Raw genomic sequence first — 17,749 nt, 5'->3', positions numbered from 1 at the left:
CTAACATGGATAAAAGTCGTTCGCTGGATACAATGACGTGCTAGGGAATCGACAAGCATAATAAGTGTATCCTATATCCTCGCCCCATCCGCACTTTTCGCTCATGGTCGCCAATCGGACTAACACTTCATTTTCACGTATCACAAACGTCTTATTCTGCTGGGCTAAGTCTTTAAAGAATTTCTCCCAACCTCCGACGTCTTCACCATCCACGCATTCCACGTCATAGGCAATAAATTCATCTGACTTTGACGTCACATTGACTTTGGTGATTAAAAAATCCCCGTCCAAATCCTCAATGGGGAGATGAATAGGGATGATTTGACCAGCTTTCAGTCCGCGCTCAAACGTTCGGAATCGCACTTTTGTATTAATACGTGCAAATTTTCTAAGTTTCCCTTGTGCGAAATCGAGAGCAAGGTCGGAGTCGTCAATGTTGTTGTTTTCCTCCACGCTCTCGTAGATGCCTGTTCCGCCCTGCTTCTCCTTCATATCGCTAATCGCTTCGGCATCCTCTGCTACTACGATGATAGGATAGTACCCCACATAGTCCACCGTGAGCGTGTCGCTGGATGACAAAGGTGTGTTGTCTTTTTCCTGTACGACTTTGTCTTTGTTTTTGTTCCAGTACCAGGGCTTGCCTTCTTCCACATCTTTGATGCCTACCTCTTTTTCTACACCGTTTACTTTGATGGTAGGTTCCAGCGCCAATTCATACCCGACTGTAAAAGTCTGTGTTTCGCCATCTCCTTTAAATTGCTCCGTTTGGAGGTCGGTTTGATCCTGCCCCGCTCGCAGATACTGCCGGTTTCGGTAGGATTTCAAGTCTGTTTCAATTTCCAGCCCCTGATACGGCGTTTCTTCGTCCACGCTCCACGGTGCTTTCATGTTGTCACGGGAGACAAAGTACAGTTCTTTGTTCGGCGTCACCCACCAATTGGCGCCTAAAAGGTCGCCGAGGTCATCGAAGGAATTCATCACTGACACATAGTTGAACACCGCCTTTTGGACAGTGTTGTCATACGGGATGTCAATTTCTCCGATGGTGATACCCTCATCTGCCAAATATCGGGTATGGATATCCTGCACAATGTCACTACCGAGCCACTCCACATACGTTTCAGCGACTGTCCGCCGGTCGAGATTGGCGTTTTGATCGAGCAATTGACAGGTGATTTCTGCCGTTACACCATGCAACGCCGGACGGCGGCGTGGACGGGAGATGTAACCGGAGTAGACAAGGGCCTCATCCTCGTCATAGACGGCTATCAATTCCCCGCCCCGTACCGTGAAATTCTCGTCGTTGCGGATGAAGGTGATACTTCCACCCGGACGGCTGTTGATTTCATCCGGCAACCGGAGAGAACCGGTGCGATAATTTTCTACGGTTGTTCCGTTTAATTCTACTCTCATTATCTCACCCCGGTTCTGACTGCGATTTCATCCCCGACCGCTGGTGCTACACCGCGTCCGATGACTTCACTATCCAGCATGACGGTGACATGCTGCTTGCGTTCGTCTGACGCCGAAAATTCTCCGATGGATGTGCTCGGCTGAACAGAACCTACACTCGGCATCTGCATCTGCGGCATGGCGGCTGTCGCCATATCCTGCGATGTGCGTTTGATACCGGCAAGGGATTTGTCCATACCTTTCGCCAGTCCCTGCCCGGTGTATTCGCCGATTTTCATGGTCACACGAGACGGGGAGCGTACTTCCAGCGCACTGCTGATTTCGCGACTGACGGCCTGCGCCATCGAGCGCGCTTTCCGCATGAGACGCCCTTCCATGGAGTCCATGCCGTTCATGAGACCTTGAATGGAATCCGCGCCGATTTGTTTGAGTGATGACAGTTCTTCAGAGGTTCCGTTGGTTACGTCCTGAACCTTCTTCACCCACTCTTTACGGAGCTGTTCCAGTTGCTCTTTGCTTCGTGTGCGAAGCTGATTGATTTTCTGCTGCGTATCTTTGCGCATGCCTTCCAGTTCTTTTTCCGCCTGCACACGAGCCAGACGAGACTTCTCCTGCCACAAGTTTTGGTATTTTGTTAGTTGCTTATCGGACATTTTGTTCAGGGCGGCAATTTCTTTCTGTGCTGACGGCCCCATTTCTTGCAATTCTGCGATCAGACTTTCATCCAACCCGCGTTGAGACAATTGCTCAAGATCTTTTGACCATTGCTTGAAGCCCTGCACCTGTCCGCGCAGATTCTTCATGAGATCGGAGCCGGAACCTTCAAAGTTGCTCGTCATCTCGTCAAACAACCCTGTCGTGGAATACAGCGCATCCGCTCTGTCCTGTACGGCTTTCTTGTATTCCTGCGTGAGCTTTTTCTGTTCGTCTTTCAGTTCCTGATTGACTTCCTTCGTCTTTTTCAGGTACTCATCGTTGATTGATGTCAGCCGGTCGTTGATGGTCTGCAGGGTATTCGTTTTCCTGTCCTGTATCTGCTGGTATTTATCGGAATGCTCCGCATACTTGGTGCTTAACTGATTCAACATCTGCACTTCATCGGCAAGCGATATTTCGCCCGCCTTTTTCTTCCGGTCGAGATAGTTCATCTCAGACTGCAGCATCTGCTTGTCTACTTTACGCTTGGCGTCCCGTAGCGCAAGGTGTGCTTCTCGTTTGCGGTCGGTGCCATCTTCAAAGGCGTCGGTGGCTTGTTTCCATATCGCCACTTCATCTTTGACGGACAGTTGTTCCAAACTCTGTTTGTTCGAGATAAAGGACTTCACATCGCTCAACCGCTGGTCAAGGATGCCCTCGATTTCTTTCTGCACGTCCTGTTGCCCGGTGCTGTCGTCCTGCCGCGCTTCTTTCTTGACCTGCTGGATCTCGTCTTGCGTGCGCTGATTGATTTTCACCAGTTCGTCGCCGAATTCCCGGACGGATCGCTCATTGCTTGCCAGTCCCCCGGACATATCCGGAATGGCTTTCTCTCCCATCTCGTCCGCGGCTTTCTCGACGGCTTTTTCCTCGGACTGCATGCCTTTCCGCAGGCCAAGAGGAATCCACCGCCCGACCTGTTTCGCGATGACACGGGACGGGGAGGCAATGCCGAGTTTGCTTTTCAACCAGCCCGGTATCTTGTCGGCCAGACCGGATACGGCTGATTTGACCGAGCCAAGAGCATTATTAATTCCTTGTACTAAACCGTCTATGATGTTCTTGCCAATGTCTATCAAGCTGATTCCTTGCAGGAAGGACTTGGCCTCATTCCACTTGTCCTCAATCCACTGCCGCACTTCGCTCATTTTGGTGCGGACAGCATTAACGACCCTGCGGAACCTATCTTTGATAATATTCCATATCTTCGTTACGTTCCCGCGAACATACGCTTTAATCGTCTGCCATACGGACTGCACCGTACTTTTCGCTTGTTCCAGGTTATCTTGTATGCTCGTTTTAATCTGATTGAATTTCATTTTGACCTGGTTCCAAATCCGTATCAGTCGCATTTCAATACGTGATTTAATCGACTGCCACACGGACTGCACAACATCGCGAGCCGCTTTCAATTTTTCCTGAATGCTGTCTTTGATGCTCGTAAATGTCTCTTTGACGTTATCCCACAGTTGACTCAGCATATCGCCGAAAAACTTCTTGATTGCGCTCCATATGGTTGATATGGCCTTTCGGGCGTTCTCCATCTGCGACTTTATAGCGTCTTTCATGCCCTCGAAGTCGCCTTTGACCAATGCTTTCACAAAGTCAATGGCATTCTGGAACGTCTCTTTGATGTAGCGCCATACCTCTTTGATAATCTTTTCCGCCATGTTCAGGTATTTCTTGATGTTCTGGTAGACGCCCGGAAACCGGTCTTTAACCCAGCTTACAACTTTATTAACGGCATTGGACACCGCTGTCGATACAGCCGTCCATGCTTTCTTCGTCCACTTTTTGACCTTATCCCAGTTCGCTATAATAAGCGCCACAAGTGCAATAACCGCCGTGGTAATCCAACCTATCGGCCCCATGGCAATCACCCACTGCGCCGCCATGCGTGCCGCCCATACAGTGGCACGCGCCGCCATCTTGGCAAAGTTCTTGATAAGGGTTGCGGCCATGATAGGGATTCGCTTCATAAACGCCCCTATCTGTTTGCCGACCACTTTTAGCCCGGCGACAAGCTGTGTTCGGAATGGGATGAACTTCGTGAGCATCTTACCGAACGCGCCCCCGAACAACGCCCGGACTGCAACGATGATAGGCGTCAAGGCTTTGATAGCCCCCGTCAAACTGATAGCGCCTGCCACGATTTTCCCGATCATAGGGTTAGACTCCATCATGCTGTTGAGCCATTTCAGGAAACCGTTCGCCATATCAAGAAGTTGAGAACCGAGGGGTGCCATGGCTTTCCCCATCTCCACGAGGAAATTTCCGATATTGCCGATGAGGTCAATGACTTTCGGCCCGTTCGTCCTGATGTAGTCAGCAAACTGCTGGAATTGCTTGTTGCCCGAGAGCGACTGCCCCCATTCCTTGAATCGCTTGGTCATCTTCTGCAATCCGGAAAGCATATCGCCCGTCATCGGAGCAAAGGCGCTGAACATGCCCACAAGCCCTTGTGTGACGTTGCCGACGATGGACACGAGTTTCGGCCCGTTTGTCTGCACGTAATCAATGAAACGCTGGAATTTTTGGGATTCCCCGAGGCTGGCTGTCCACTCCGCAAAGCGCTGTGTCATGCTGCCAAGCCCTTTTTCCATGGACTTTGCCACAGGGTCAAACGCACGTAGGAGGTTCACCACGCCGCGGACTGCATTCCCGGCGATTTTCGCCCAGTTCCTGAACGCTTCCGGCGCGCGGTCGTTGAACCAACGGAATGCCGCCCTGACATCCGAAGCGTTCTTCACGGTGTTTTGAAACGTGGACATGAGGTCACGGAATACTTGGACAATGTTCTGTATGCCTGGTGTCAGCCTTGTGAGTGCCAGTTGTGCTACTTCCAGTCCTGTCGTCAGTCCGGCAAACAAATCCGGTCGAACCGACTCCTGCAGCTGGCTGAATTGGTTCTTGAGGTTGAATACCTGCTGCAATACAGACTGCATCGGCCCGGCGTAACTGGACAGCACACGATTCCCTTCCATGATAGCTTTATGCGCCTCTGTAATACGGGCAACCGCTGGTGTCAGCACCGTCAAAAGACCGGCAAATCCAGCACCGGCCATACCAGCCGAACTTCCCAGTCCAGCCAAACCACCAGATACCACGCCGAGGGAAACACCCATCGCGCCAAGCGCCCCAGTTGCCGAGGCTATAACTGGCACCAATGCCGGGAAGAAGGTAAGAAGGCCGCCGCTTATCATGTTGGCGGTGACTTCATTAAAACTGCGTATGACGTTGGCCAGTCGTGACATCGCCCCGTGGAACCGATTGACGCGCGCTTCGACTTCGACTGTGATTGTCTTAGGGAAAGCCTTTGCCGTGGCATAGGCCGCCGCCATCTTCTTCTGAAAGGACGATGTATCGGCGTCCACTTTCTTGCTGGCCCCCATCGCCGTTTGTTTGGTGATGGCATTGACCTCTTTCATCTTGCGCTTGAATTCGCCAATCCTTGCCCCGACCGCTGCCTGCAATCGTTCGTTCATCTAACTCCCTCCCTTCTTCCTGAAATCCGGCTGGAATCCTTGGAATGTCCGGTTCAACGCGATCATGCGCTTGATTTCTTCTTCCTCTTCTTTGATGCCGGTTTCCAGCCGACGCCGTGCTTTCTTGGCATCGAATATTTGATGGAGACGCGGCCTCTTGGCGCGGTGTGCGCCCTCTCGTGCAAGCGCCGACTGCGCCATAAAGTCATACCGGTCAATCTCTTTATGCTGGACGCCCTTCATCATCATTTCGTACTCCCACGGCGACCACGAAAAAATCAAGTCCGTGTCAAAGACGGCCATATGCCGCGCCGCCGATTGAATGATATCGCCGTAGCCTACGCCGTCAGTTCCGCCCGTCTCTCCCGCATCATTTTCGCCATTTCCTCGTGTTCCTCCCGCTTCTGTTTCTGCTCGTCCGTCTCGTCCTTCGCCGCTTCCGTCGGTTTCATAAATTCGTGCCAGATAGACGTCACTTGCTTCTTGTAAAACCCCGACCAGTCCAGCGCCTGAAAGGCTTCACGAAACAGCGCGTCGGTGTCTCCGTCCTGTTCAATGCGTTCTTCCAGCGCTTCTTCGATTGCCTCTTTGGACGGCTTATCCTTCTTCAAGTGAGCCAGCGCGCAGTCCCAAAAGTTGAGGATGGAGCTGTTATCGTACTGCAGCAGGCCGAGGTAAATGCTCATGAATCCGTTCATCTCGTCCTCGTTGGAGGCGTATTTTTCATTAGCTACGCGGTCAAATTTGAAGGTCACTTTCGCTTCGTACTCTTTATCACCGATTGTTAGAAATGCCATTTTTATTCCTCCTATAATGTAAGTAAAAGAGGGTCAGCCGTAGCTAACCCCCTGCTGGTTTATGCGGATGTTGTCGGTTCCTCGAACGAGCCGCCGCCGGAATCATCTGTCGCGCCGGATGGCAGGGATGTCAGTTCACCTTCATGGGACTGTCCGTCTACCTGCAGTGTGGCTGTGACCTCTTGGAAAGAGTCGGTCGGGTTCGTCTTCTCCGCCGATTCCACAATGCATGTCGCAAAGGTAGCGTCGTAGGCGTCTGTGCTGTTGGCTACGCGGTCAACTTCCCATACTTTGATTTTGGCCTTGTTCTTGATAGCGTCCAGCACAGCCTTCTGGCCGGGATCGCCTTTTTCGCCGTAGGCCGTCATCTCAAAGGATTCCGAGTTCTGCCCGTAAGCCACGATGCGGCCCATTTTTGTTTGCTCGTCAATAATTTCGTTCTCAATGGCGTAGCTGTTTTCTGTGAGGTTAGCCACCACCATGGATCCGTCTGTTGCATCTACCGGTTGCACCAGTAGGATTGTATTTTTACCCTCTTTCATGAGTTAGCCTCCTTAATATTGAATAGCCGCTACAGTGACGCTGGATACACTGCTGTAGGACACGCTCACAAGGTATCCGTCATCGTTGAAGCGATTCTGGTCAAAGTTGCCTATCTGCCGTTCTTCCCCGGCTGGAATAGAAACCTCAACGTCGTGATTTTCGCCGTACTCGCACGGATTGGATGCCACGGTGACTGTGACCTCGGACGATCCGTCGTTTTTGACATGCAGGATGGTTTTGCCGTAGTTCTTGAATGTATCGCCGCCGGATGCCGCTGCTGTGAACGACGGTGAAATCCCGGAAAGGCTCAGTTTCTGCACGCTCAGTTGCGCCATGTTATCCCTCCTATTGTGTGACATACAGACGGACACGAAGGATACCGTGCCGCGTCTGCCCGTCGACGTCTGTTATCACGCGCAGGGCGTTGCCGCTGTCGCGCTTAAAATCCTGCACAAAAAAACCACCCCCGATTTGGAGTGGTTGCTCTGTAAATGCTTCATTCATGAGATTGAGTATTTCCATCGCTTCTTTTTTACCGTTGTACTGGCTCCAACAGTGCAGCACCCATACGATGTTCTCCCCGTTGGTGACCTTGTTGTCGAAAGGGCTGACCGTCGGCTCTCCGATTGTTACATAAGGGTACTCCGGGCTTTCTGGAGCCGTGTCATAGACACCGACGACTTTATCCATCAGAGGTTGGTGCGCTGTCAGAGCGCTGTAAAAGGCTGTCTGTACTTCCCAGAGTGCGGTTTTCATCTATCACACTCCTAACTGGTTCATTTCTCGTTCAAAGTGATCGCGTCCGGATTCTATGGCTGGCTCCCAGAAGTTCTGCGCCGGCATTCCCTCCGTGGTCACAAAGCGCCCCAGCGCTTCGCTGTAGTACGTCCACGGTGTTTTGCGCCCGTTCCCCTCCTGAGCGTAGATGCCCGTGCCATAGTTGACGTATCAATTGTTATCGCAAAGGCTTTTTATCCCTTGCTTCTTCATGTCACCATGAAGTTCGGCGTACATTTTCAACCCATAAAAAAGACAACCTCTATGGGTTGCCGGACACTCTTGGAGATATTATATTTATTCAATCTCTACGCTCTACGGTGCTTGCTAGCCTTTCGTAATCCAGCAAGTTACCTCGGGGTCGTCTTGACTGGTTCAAAGAGTTCAGGCGGTTCCATTCCACTCCTGTGGTACCTAGAGTACAATGTCCCTCTGTTTATACCTAACTTATCCGCCCATTGGGATAGGTTTAATGTCTCGCCTTCCCATTCAATCCATATCGTTGTACTTCTGTTTATTGCCTGTTCATTAACCTTAATCCATTTACAGTTATCAGGTGTGTAATTCTCGTCTATATCAATTCGCTCTAACGACAACCCTTTTCTATATCCGTTGTCATAAGCCCATTCGCGAAATGCGTAGAAATCGTTTCTCCATTCTTCACAAACTTCAATTCCGCGACCGCCGTATCGGTTATACCGCTTATTATTAGGGTTGTAACAACGCCCTTTCATCGCCGACCAACGATTGTGTAATTCAGTATAGCTGCCTTTGTGCTTGTGGTTTTTGACTACTCTCTTTGCCGACTTTTCGTCTCTCAAACACCCACACGACCGCGTTTGAAATTGCAGAGTGTCGCTCCTTAAAGTTACTTCGTTCCCGCAATCACAAATGCAATCCCAGTACGTTTTTCTTCCTACTTTCTTTTCCGACAGCTGAACTGCAGTCAGTCGACCGAATTTCTCACCTGATAAATCAACGATATTTTTCCCTTTGACAAATTGGCCGTCAGAATTACGATCAACGATAATATCATCTCCCTACTGATATTATAACCTGTACCGTAATTCTAATCAACCCTTTGATTTCAAGATTTCCCCCGATTTTGCCCGGTTTATTACCCTGCTGTTACCAACAGGGAGGACATACGTTTTATCCCGTATTCCGCGCCGACTGTAATCATGGCGGACAATCCGTCATTGTCATACTCCGGCTCAATGCTCCGTCTGAGGTTTCCTTCATCGACAGGAGCAAGGGCTTTGGCCTCGGACACAATGATTTCTGTCGTCTCAGCCACAATCCGTTTCACCTCGTCAATGATCTGCTGTTCAAAGCGTTCAATGGCTTTCTCGAATGTAATATCCCCTCGTTTGGTTATCATCGCATCTGACACCTCAGCATGTGGATTTCGTCAAGGCCGCCCTGATCGAGTGGCTTCGACTGTACATCCAATATATTTTCACCGTGCAGGACACGCATATCCGGCTTCACATCATTTCGAGCAGGATAGTACACCCGATGATCCACCGGCGTTTCCAACGCTTGATTCTGTGCGATTTGATTACTGCTGAGTGGCTGGACATGGGCTTCTGTCGTAAAGGCGTCTTCCCATGTGATTTCGCCTCCACCACCGCCTCCATCGCCTGTACGTGTCGGCTTCTGGAAAGTAATCGTATGCGGGAATTCCTCCGTCATTTAAAACTCACCTTCCTGTGCGGTGCGATATCGCGGCGGATGAAGTCGGGCATCTCGTTACTGTAGTTGTAGCTGACATCCCCCATCGTCCGCGATTCCAACCCGGCGCGGTTGTTCATGTCATGCTGGATCCACTTCACAAGCGTTTGCTCCAAGTCCGGCGGGAGTTTCTCGGTGCCGTCATCCTGTTCAAAGCGATTGTTGGCGTACTGCTTGACCTTTTCCTCGAACATGGGAATCACAGCGTCCAGGTAATCATCGTACTTGGTGGACGATATCATGAGCAGGGTTTTGGCTGTGGTTGTGTCCATGCGCGTCACCTACTCTTTTTGTTCTTTTTGAGACGCTTGTCTTTTCGTGTTCCTCTGCTGGGTTTTGCCACTAGCTTTCACCTCTTGCTTGTGTTTCACCCGTACAATTTCAGGCGATATCACAACATAGTCACCTGTGATTTCCTTTTCATCCAACTTCGTAAACTTTTCTGTTTTCGTATCGAACACATACTGCCGAGCGTGGAGGGTATCCCCCTCCGCACTCTCGACAATATAAGCATTCCCTTCCTGTTCCACAATGACGTTTTTCATACCATCACCCGTTCGTTACAAGTTTGATGACCGGAATGTTTTTGTCCTCGTATACCTTGTCAAAGTTCGTTCCATCCGACAGTTCAGCGTCCGTCGGAGAAACGCCAGCAAGAGAAGACTGCGTGAAGTGAGAGCCATACAGGTGATAAACCCGACGCTGACGATTGACAAGGTGTTCCCGTCCGCCGCCTGACAGTTCCTGACGCTCGGTTGCTGTTGGTACTTTCACGCTGCCGTCTGCTCGCCCGATGGAACCGGGGGCGAATAGGTAGGACGTGTATTTGTTACCGGATGTGCCGCCAGCTTCTACGGTGTGCGCGTCATCGACAATGATACGCTTTCCGAGGAATACCGGTACGACTGTGTTTTGATCGCCATACGGTTCAAATTCAATGAGGTTCAGCTTCTGCATCCGAGCGTACACCTTCGAGTGAACGGAGATAGCAGAAATCTTACTTGCGTTGTCACCGATGGTATTCTGGGTAGCGTCGATAATGGCGTCCGGGCCGATTTTGTTGTCCTCTGTCGCATTGTCGCCGTCCTCAATGGAAATATCATGGACGTGCGTGCTAAATGCTGACGCGCCGAAAATGCCGTTCAGTTGCAGGATAAGAATACGCTGCCACTCTTCTCTCCAATACTGCGTTACTTTGGACGCAATAGACATCATCGGGTCTTTGGATGCCAGTTCTGCCGCAAGGTCTTGACTTCCCCATGCATTAGCACGACCGATGACGATAGCCGTCTGTTTGCCGGAAGCAATATCGTTTACGGTGATGTCTGTACCGTCATAGTTCTGAGCGTTACCCGTCAGTGGCTTGTAAAACGGAACGCTCGTCACATTTCCGTCTGTAATCTGAATGCCTGGGTCTTGCCGGATGATACCGGAATCAATAAACGCAGCCGGTTCCGGGCTTAGTTCCTCCATGTACTCCTGAAAAATTTCCGGGTCGAATTCTACGCCTGAAAACGTTGTGTATGCCATTTAACATCTCTCCTTGTTATTTGTTCATATAGGCTTCTCGTGCCTTTTTGTAGCCTTCGGGGTCGTTCTCTTTCATCTCCATGCGTTCTTGGGTGGTCAACTCACTGAATTTCTTTTTCGGCGGTTCCCCGCCTCCGCTTTGATGCGGCGTTCTGCCTGTGACACCCGGAGGTTTTTCTTCACCGAACATATACGGATCACTTTCTTTTATCGCTTTCAACTGTTCGTCCAAGCCGATGAGTTTTTCCCCGTCAAGCGTGATCGTTTCCTCATTCAAAAGCGCCCTTACTGCTGTGGGATTCTTTGCTTCTTCATCTTTTAAGGCGATTTTTAAGGCAGATTCTTTCCTTTGCTTTTCGAGTTCATTCTTGTGCTGTTCTTTGGCATCCTCGTTTTCCTTCTGCAGATCTTGGATGGTCTGCTGCAGGCTCTCATTACCTTCCGCCTGTTTCTGCAGGTCAGTCAGTTGTTTGTCTCGGTCTTCAATTTGCTGGCCGAGGTCATCCACCTGCTGTTGGAGCTGATCGGCACTCTCCGCCTTCTCTTTGTACTCATTGACGGTCTTGCCATGCTCCGCCATGATCTTGTCCACTTGCTCGGATTCAAGTCCCATGTCTGTTAGAAAGTCTCGTTTCATCTATCAATCTCTCCTTACATTTTTGGTGACGTGGCTCTGCCTCCACGATAGGATAGTTATTTGACGCATAACTGCGGCATCAGCCTTTTAACGTCTTACTGAGGACATAAAAAAAGCGCCTAAAGAGACGCTGGCTAAACTTCTATGATTTTTAGGCTGGAACTGTTTCTGTCGCCTTTCAACGTGTCATCACTATTGCCCTGCGTGTCGCTTTTCTTTAATTTAAATGCTCTTGTTGAGGACGGTGTGATTAGCGCTGATAAAATGTTACCTGTGTTGTTCGCGTTGCCTGCATTAACTGCGTTTAAAGTGGCTTGTGCGCCTCCTTCCGAAGGTTCTTCTTCGGTATCGGCATAAACCAGATTTATCATCGTCCAGTCATCACCGAAATAAAAATGGAATTGTGCGGTGATAGAATACGTTTTTCCTGCTTCCAGCGTAAATTCTCCGGTGGATTCGTTGTAATCAATGTCGCCTGAAACTTTAGTGTTGAACACTAGCGTTTCACCGTTAGGTAAACTTTGATTGTTCCCTGTTCTACGTGCGTAAAGCGTCTGTTTTTTCGGCACAAACTCAACACCGTTTATGAACAAACTTCCATTCTCCACAGTAATCTGATCGAGAGAAGGTTTATTCGTATGTTCGTGACGTTGAGCTGCAGCTTCATCGATATCCGCCGGGCTGCTGGATGGCCCGTTTTGAATTTCAGACCAATCTAGATAATTAAAAACTAACTGGCCGTTAACTTCATCAACTTTCACGACTTTGCCGTCATGTCCGACATAGCTGCTTGGCGTGTCAGATAGTGCTATAAAATCATCAGCAAATTCAAACGGCCCCACGTAATCCCATGATCCTATATCAGAGGAATAGACATATAAGTTTCTGCCATCGTTCCGACTTTCATCTGCTAAAACAACAGCAGTGCTTCCGTTTTCCATCGTGGTTGTCGATGTTAAGTCCGCTTTCGTCTCAAACTTACCGAACCACTTCATTCCACCTGCTATACCGGTGATTGTATCGTTTATATTATCAATTTGATTTTGATAGTTGCCATCTGCACCGCTTAATAAGGTGTTTATATCAGCCACACCTATATTCAAGCCATCTAATGACTTAACAACCATCTTGCCGTTCACAATCACTACGGTTATGGAATCTAATTTTTCGTCAAGATAACCGGGGGTGCCATCGGTAGATGTCGCCTTCACCTGGTACTGATTTAATGCCGAAAATTCGTCATCCACTTGCTGTTTTTTGTAATACAGCTCATCATGATTGTGGTTCGTTGAACTATAGGAACTTGGTTTATTTTGCACATCATTCCAATCAACCGTTCCACCACTACCACTTCCAACATCAATAGTAACTGGAACGCCCGGTACGTTGTAGCCCATGTGTCACCCTCCTACTCGTACCTTGATACAATATACGTTGTAGCCCCTGAGACGGTCACAGTGTCGGACGGAGAACCGCCTACCCTGGACTGATACGTCTTACCTGCCGGGACTGTTATGTCAATGCCGTTGACCGTGAAAATCCCGTCGTTCGTATCGTCGGTGTTATAAATCTCAATGGATTCAATTTCCTCGGCAAATGTCAGCGTCCCTGAATTGGCGTCTGCCTCAGTCAGTTGTTCCTCCAACCTGTTGCCCGCTGCTTCCGTTCTCAACTTATCGCCGCTCATGACCTTTGCCGGGAAGCCATGATACATGTAGTCGTTCATGCTATCCCTCCTTCACGAAAGACTGCACTGCCTGCAAAGGATATTCCGGCGCTTCCTTGGCATATACCTTCACGCTCGTGTAATCCATCTCTGTGCCGCCCTCTATGTCATTCACAGGTGCCATGGCGAATTGTTGTTCATCCTCCATGATTTTTACGTGGGGCACCCACTCGCCGTTGTGTTCAATGTCGTATCTCATGTTATCCACTCGCTTTCTTCAATGAATCGTACCAGTCTTCATACGTTGTCCAGTTGACCACCTTGTTCGGCGGGTATATCTGCCGCTTGGCTTTATCCTGCGCCTGCTTTTCCGTCAGTCCTTCATTGTTCATCAGCTCGTCCATGCGATCCGCAAGCCGCTGCTGGTATTTCGCATCGGTGTAGTCTCTTGCTCTCCGGGAATCCGGCGTCTTGCCGTTCACCTTGTAGAAGATGTCACAGCGACAATTGATGTCCATAGAGGGGATGTTCCACCTTGAAGGCCCCGGCGCTTCCATGCCCCGATACTCAAAGTTGCCGTCCTCGTTCGCTTCCTGTCCGTCCAACTTTCGGTGCGCGGTACGTGTGCGTGTATCCAGTTCCGCCATCCACGTCTTTTCCAGATTGGCGTATTGCTGTGCCTGTTCTCCGCTTGCCAGCCGCCCGTTTGTCTGCGCTCGCCCAGATTCCGTCCGAGCCACACGCCGGGCTTTATTCCTGCTGAAACCGACTGCATCTTCAAGCCTCGTCGCCATCTGACTGTAGCTTTCTCCGGCCTGTATGCCCTGTCCGAGTTCCACGCGTATTTTCCGGATAATCTCGTTTCGGTGCTGGTTCATGAGCGACGACAGCGTAAGCTCTTTGATTGGATTCAGGATCGCTTGATTCACCGTCTCAGCCGCCGGTATCTGATAGCCCATATCCATCATGGCTGTCATTTCGTAGACGTAGCCGGAACGTAAATAATTCTGCAGGTACTGGGCTTTCATGAGCGCGTTGATTTCCTGATACAGCTTCGTATAGTCGCTGTGAAGCTGTTCTTTGATGCGCTCCATTTCCTTCTCGAAGCGATTGAGCTTGTATATCTCCGTTTGGCTGATAGCTTCACCGTCACCATGTTTTCGGTGCATTTTGCCGAGTAAATCTAGCAAGGATTTCAACCGTCCGGCAAAGACCTGGTCAATCTCTCGCTCGGACTTTTCCAGCATTTCGGTGAGATATTCCTCAATCTCTTCCTGGTTCATTGCCTTCACCCTCTACAGGCGGCATGTTCCGTGCGTATTCGTCCTGCTCATTCTGCAGCCGTTCTTTTTCCCGCTGCACGTCCGTCACCCACGGATGATTCTCCATTATCGTCTCTTGGCTAATCATGCCCTGACTGTCTTTCGCCATGGTGACGTTCTCTGCCTCGTTGGTGAGCATGGACTTGTTGAACGTAAACGTAACTTTCTTGTAGTCGAATGGGCGTCCTTCCGGAGTGACGGTCTGATACTCTGCAATAAACCACACAAGCCGCCGCAGGGATTTCGTGAATTTGCGCTCCATGATGTCAGCCTTCATATCTAAATACTGATACAGGTTCTTGAGCGATACCCCGGATGGTGCGTTCCCGAATTTGTCCACGTCCGTATCCACGCCCATGCCATAGTGATAGATATTACGAATGAACCGGTCTAATTGGCTGTCAATCGAGGTGATAGGCACTTCCGCCTGTATGGGTTCGATGCCGCCTTCATCCCCGACTTTCGCCGCCTTGTATCGGCGTATGTTGTCTACAAACGAATCGAGATTGGTTGATTCATAGCCCCGTATGAGGTAGAAGACATCCTGCACATCCTGCAAGCTGTTTGTGGTGTCCGACATCACCCAGTCGTAGGCGTCGATGTATTTTTTGTAGAGGATGAGGTCAGAGAATCGTTCTTCATTGTTTGCAAATTCAATAAAGGGAACCTCGCCCCACCCCAGCCCTGTTGATTCATTCTGCGATACATACTGAAAGTGCGGCTCCGGATTCACCGGTTCCGTGGCGTCCAGCACCACCTGACCGTTGACATTTTCGTAGTGTGTGCATTGATCCCGGTCATAGAATTTTATTTTCATCGTGTCTTCGTCCACTTTGTAATACCGGATGAACGCTTCGAGGTTCTGCCGTTTGTTGTTATCGTATATCGGGATGCCTTCCTGCGCCGGCACCCGCATGTAATCCAGCGCGCCGTCCTCGTCTACATAGACATGCAGCCATTCCCTGCCTTTGTTCGACGCGTTCTTCGACAGTTCCGGCATAATGTCATGGAATTCATCGCCCAGCATTTCCTGTGTAACCTCTATGGCGGTTTCATCATCACCGCCGATGGTGATTTCATCCCCCACAAGATACGCCGTCTTTTGGTCCACCAATAGCTTATGCCAGCCGGACGGAAGAGTGTTGTTCGTTGCCTCTTTGTCCACGGAGGGATTGCCGTTGTCATCGTATTTGTACATTTCGCGCTTAAGAATGTCGTTCTGCAGGAAATAGTACCGCACCCCTTCTTCCATGTGTTCGGTATTATGGTCGTCGATCAGTTCCTGAATGATAGCCGCCTGCGACCAGCCCTGCGCTTCCATTTCCGCAATATGTCGTTCCGTTTCGGTTGGGGTATGGGGATACATGGCTCCACCTCCTAGTTTCCAAATGTCATTGCCTTGCGCCTCATGTCATCTTCCATGGCATAGCGAGTGGCGTCGATCGTGTGATTATCTTTATCTTCCAGCTTTGTCTTTGGGTTGCCGTCCGCGTCTACGGCGTAATCAATGTTCTCAAATTCCTTGGCGATGTTCGGTGTGCGGTTGGCGTCTATCACAATAGCGTCCAAGTCATCCAGCCACCTTTCGCCGTGTTCTACGCTGCCCTGTCCTTTTTTCGCGCCTTTCATGCGCCCTATCCCGTACTCTTGCTTCATCTCATTGATAGAGCGTGGTTCTTCACTATCTGCAATCGTTGTGACAAGATCCATATTCTTTTGCCTCATCATATCTGCCACATAGCGAGTAGACAGCTTCACTCCGTATATTTCATCCAGCGCATAAAGCGTGCGGCGCTTCATATCATAGTGCCATTTGACCACAGTAAGAGGGTCATTCCCGTACCCCCAATCCAACCCCTGCCGGATGTTGTCAAAGCGCTGGACTTCCTCGTCCGTGATCGTGCGGAATTCGAGGTTGTCAAACGGCACCACGCCGGAACCGATCGCATGACCGAGATATTCCCACTTGTATTTCATCTCGTTCCGTTCCTTGGCTGCCTCCGCCTCCCGATGGAATTCCTCAGAAATAAACGGGTTATCCAAGTACGTGGAATGATGCACATACGTGTTATCCGGCTGGAATTGTGTCTCGTATTTCTTGTTCACCCATGACTGACGGCGCTTCGGTGGGTTGTAGCTGTAAAAAAATTTATAAAAAAGACCACCCTCCAGCTGTCCCCGTAACAGGGAGTTGGTGATGGTCGTTATCTCATCTTCTGTTTTGAATTCGGCGACTTCCTCTATCCATGCAAATGCAAAGGGAAAATGCGCCGATTTAAGCGACTTAATGCGTTCCGGTTCCTGCGCCCCTCGAAAGACAATATAATTGCCTCTCGGCGCGTATGTGATTCTCATGGGCGACTTATTAATCTTGAATAAGTGCGACACCTTTTGTTCTTCAATCGCCCACTTAATCTGCTCGAATATCGACAACTCGATGGTGTTGTCAAACTTCCGTATCCCCACCGCATTAGCAGGATAACGCATCAGCATCTGCACCATGATGTGCGCAATATCCGATGACTTCCCGGAACCACGTCCGCCTTTGCAGACAACGTTCAGAATATCCGGGTTGAGCGCCGCCTTCCACACTGGATGAAAGGCTTCCGGTATCAGCTCGGATAGTTTAACCTTCATCGTCATCACCAATGTCGTCAACAAACTGGACAGCGCCACTGTGTTCGATTTCCTGCTTTTCGGTCCACATTCCATATCGTTTGCCTATCAACTCAGCAGCTTTATTCCGGTCGCTGTTTTTTGTAGGCAGAGCGATCATCTCAGCATACTCATTATATACAAGTTGTTGTTTGTCGCTGTTAGGATTGTCCACGTACTCGCCTTTTTTAGTGACAACCTCTTTATACTCCTTCGCTTCACCGCGGGCTATATCCGACAAAATGATAAGCACCTCTTTTTGTGTGAGTATCCTTTCATCCTGAAGCTTTTCCATAGCCCCCTGTATATACTTTTGAACTTCAACTTTTTTCAACAGCCTTTGACCTTGCGAATAAGCTGTCTTTTCACTGTAACCTGCTTTAATTGCGGCATCAGTGGCATTCCCGCAGACAATGTATTCGTCAGCAAAGCGCTGTTGTTTTGTGTTCAACTCAGCCATATCACATAAGCCCTCCCTCCAATAAAAAAGAGCA

20 protein-coding genes are annotated in these 17,749 nt (G+C 49.8%); all 20 read right to left on the bottom strand.

Annotated features, from left to right (window positions below; genetic code table 11):
• On the bottom strand, positions 1–1,413 hold the full coding sequence (locus ACFSUB_RS02090; RefSeq protein WP_380711532.1) for a hypothetical protein: 1,413 nt from the start codon (positions 1,411–1,413) through the stop codon (positions 1–3).
• Positions 1,413–5,594, bottom strand: coding sequence for a phage tail protein (locus ACFSUB_RS02085; protein WP_380711531.1), 4,182 nt, complete (start codon positions 5,592–5,594; stop codon positions 1,413–1,415). The genes ACFSUB_RS02090 and ACFSUB_RS02085 overlap by 1 nt, the downstream gene beginning before the upstream one ends.
• Positions 5,595–5,897, bottom strand: coding sequence for a hypothetical protein (locus ACFSUB_RS02080; protein WP_380711530.1), 303 nt, complete (start codon positions 5,895–5,897; stop codon positions 5,595–5,597).
• 35 nt (positions 5,898–5,932) lie between these two features.
• The gene (locus ACFSUB_RS02075) at positions 5,933–6,391 is read right to left on the bottom strand and encodes a tail assembly chaperone (protein ID WP_380711529.1); all 459 of its coding nucleotides are present in this window, start codon (positions 6,389–6,391) and stop codon (positions 5,933–5,935) included.
• Positions 6,392–6,450: 59 nt separating this feature from the next.
• Positions 6,451–6,933 carry a phage major tail protein, TP901-1 family gene (locus ACFSUB_RS02070; RefSeq protein ID WP_380711528.1) on the bottom strand — a complete coding sequence of 161 codons (483 nt, stop codon included), beginning with the start codon at positions 6,931–6,933 and terminating at the stop codon, positions 6,451–6,453.
• A 12-nt stretch (positions 6,934–6,945) separates the two neighbouring features.
• Positions 6,946–7,269, bottom strand: a complete 324-nt coding sequence (locus ACFSUB_RS02065; protein WP_380711527.1) for a hypothetical protein — start codon at positions 7,267–7,269, stop codon at positions 6,946–6,948.
• Positions 7,270–7,279: 10 nt separating this feature from the next.
• On the bottom strand, positions 7,280–7,690 hold the full coding sequence (locus ACFSUB_RS02060) for a DUF3168 domain-containing protein (RefSeq protein ID WP_380711526.1): 411 nt from the start codon (positions 7,688–7,690) through the stop codon (positions 7,280–7,282).
• 1,138 nt (positions 7,691–8,828) lie between these two features.
• Positions 8,829–9,092 (bottom strand): HK97 gp10 family phage protein, encoded by a 264-nt coding sequence (locus tag ACFSUB_RS02055; protein ID WP_380711525.1) that lies wholly within the window; start codon positions 9,090–9,092, stop codon positions 8,829–8,831.
• Positions 9,089–9,406, bottom strand: a complete 318-nt coding sequence (locus tag ACFSUB_RS02050; RefSeq protein ID WP_380711524.1) for a phage head closure protein — start codon at positions 9,404–9,406, stop codon at positions 9,089–9,091. The genes ACFSUB_RS02055 and ACFSUB_RS02050 overlap by 4 nt, the downstream gene beginning before the upstream one ends.
• Positions 9,403–9,717, bottom strand: a complete 315-nt coding sequence (locus ACFSUB_RS02045) for a phage head-tail connector protein (RefSeq protein ID WP_380711523.1) — start codon at positions 9,715–9,717, stop codon at positions 9,403–9,405. Before ACFSUB_RS02045 ends, ACFSUB_RS02050 begins: the two co-directional genes overlap by 4 nt.
• Before the next feature lie 9 nt (positions 9,718–9,726).
• Positions 9,727–9,990, bottom strand: coding sequence for a hypothetical protein (locus tag ACFSUB_RS02040; RefSeq protein WP_380711522.1), 264 nt, complete (start codon positions 9,988–9,990; stop codon positions 9,727–9,729).
• 4 nt (positions 9,991–9,994) lie between these two features.
• A complete protein-coding gene (locus tag ACFSUB_RS02035) occupies positions 9,995–10,975 on the bottom strand; it encodes a hypothetical protein (RefSeq protein ID WP_380711521.1) in 981 nt (326 codons plus the stop codon).
• Positions 10,976–10,991: 16 nt separating this feature from the next.
• A complete protein-coding gene (locus tag ACFSUB_RS02030; RefSeq protein WP_380711520.1) occupies positions 10,992–11,612 on the bottom strand; it encodes a phage scaffolding protein in 621 nt (206 codons plus the stop codon).
• 134 nt (positions 11,613–11,746) lie between these two features.
• On the bottom strand, positions 11,747–13,009 hold the full coding sequence (locus ACFSUB_RS02025; RefSeq protein ID WP_380711519.1) for a hypothetical protein: 1,263 nt from the start codon (positions 13,007–13,009) through the stop codon (positions 11,747–11,749).
• A gap of 11 nt (positions 13,010–13,020) precedes the next feature.
• Complete coding sequence (locus tag ACFSUB_RS02020; RefSeq protein WP_380711518.1) at positions 13,021–13,338, bottom strand: hypothetical protein; 318 nt, start codon at positions 13,336–13,338, stop codon at positions 13,021–13,023.
• Position 13,339: 1 nt separating this feature from the next.
• Complete coding sequence (locus tag ACFSUB_RS02015; protein WP_380711517.1) at positions 13,340–13,537, bottom strand: hypothetical protein; 198 nt, start codon at positions 13,535–13,537, stop codon at positions 13,340–13,342.
• A 1-nt stretch (position 13,538) separates the two neighbouring features.
• Positions 13,539–14,561 carry a phage minor head protein gene (locus tag ACFSUB_RS02010; RefSeq protein WP_380711516.1) on the bottom strand — a complete coding sequence of 341 codons (1,023 nt, stop codon included), beginning with the start codon at positions 14,559–14,561 and terminating at the stop codon, positions 13,539–13,541.
• Positions 14,542–15,966, bottom strand: a complete 1,425-nt coding sequence (locus ACFSUB_RS02005) for a phage portal protein (protein WP_380711515.1) — start codon at positions 15,964–15,966, stop codon at positions 14,542–14,544. The genes ACFSUB_RS02010 and ACFSUB_RS02005 overlap by 20 nt, the downstream gene beginning before the upstream one ends.
• A gap of 11 nt (positions 15,967–15,977) precedes the next feature.
• The gene (locus tag ACFSUB_RS02000; protein ID WP_380713152.1) at positions 15,978–17,243 is read right to left on the bottom strand and encodes a PBSX family phage terminase large subunit; all 1,266 of its coding nucleotides are present in this window, start codon (positions 17,241–17,243) and stop codon (positions 15,978–15,980) included.
• A complete protein-coding gene (locus ACFSUB_RS01995; protein WP_380711514.1) occupies positions 17,227–17,715 on the bottom strand; it encodes a terminase small subunit in 489 nt (162 codons plus the stop codon). Before ACFSUB_RS01995 ends, ACFSUB_RS02000 begins: the two co-directional genes overlap by 17 nt.
• Positions 17,716–17,749 lie beyond the last annotated feature (34 nt).

The organism is Salibacterium lacus, from assembly GCF_042684865.1.
GTDB lineage: Bacteria > Bacillota > Bacilli > Bacillales > Marinococcaceae > Salibacterium > Salibacterium lacus.
This window is presented reverse-complemented; position numbering and strand designations above follow the sequence as displayed.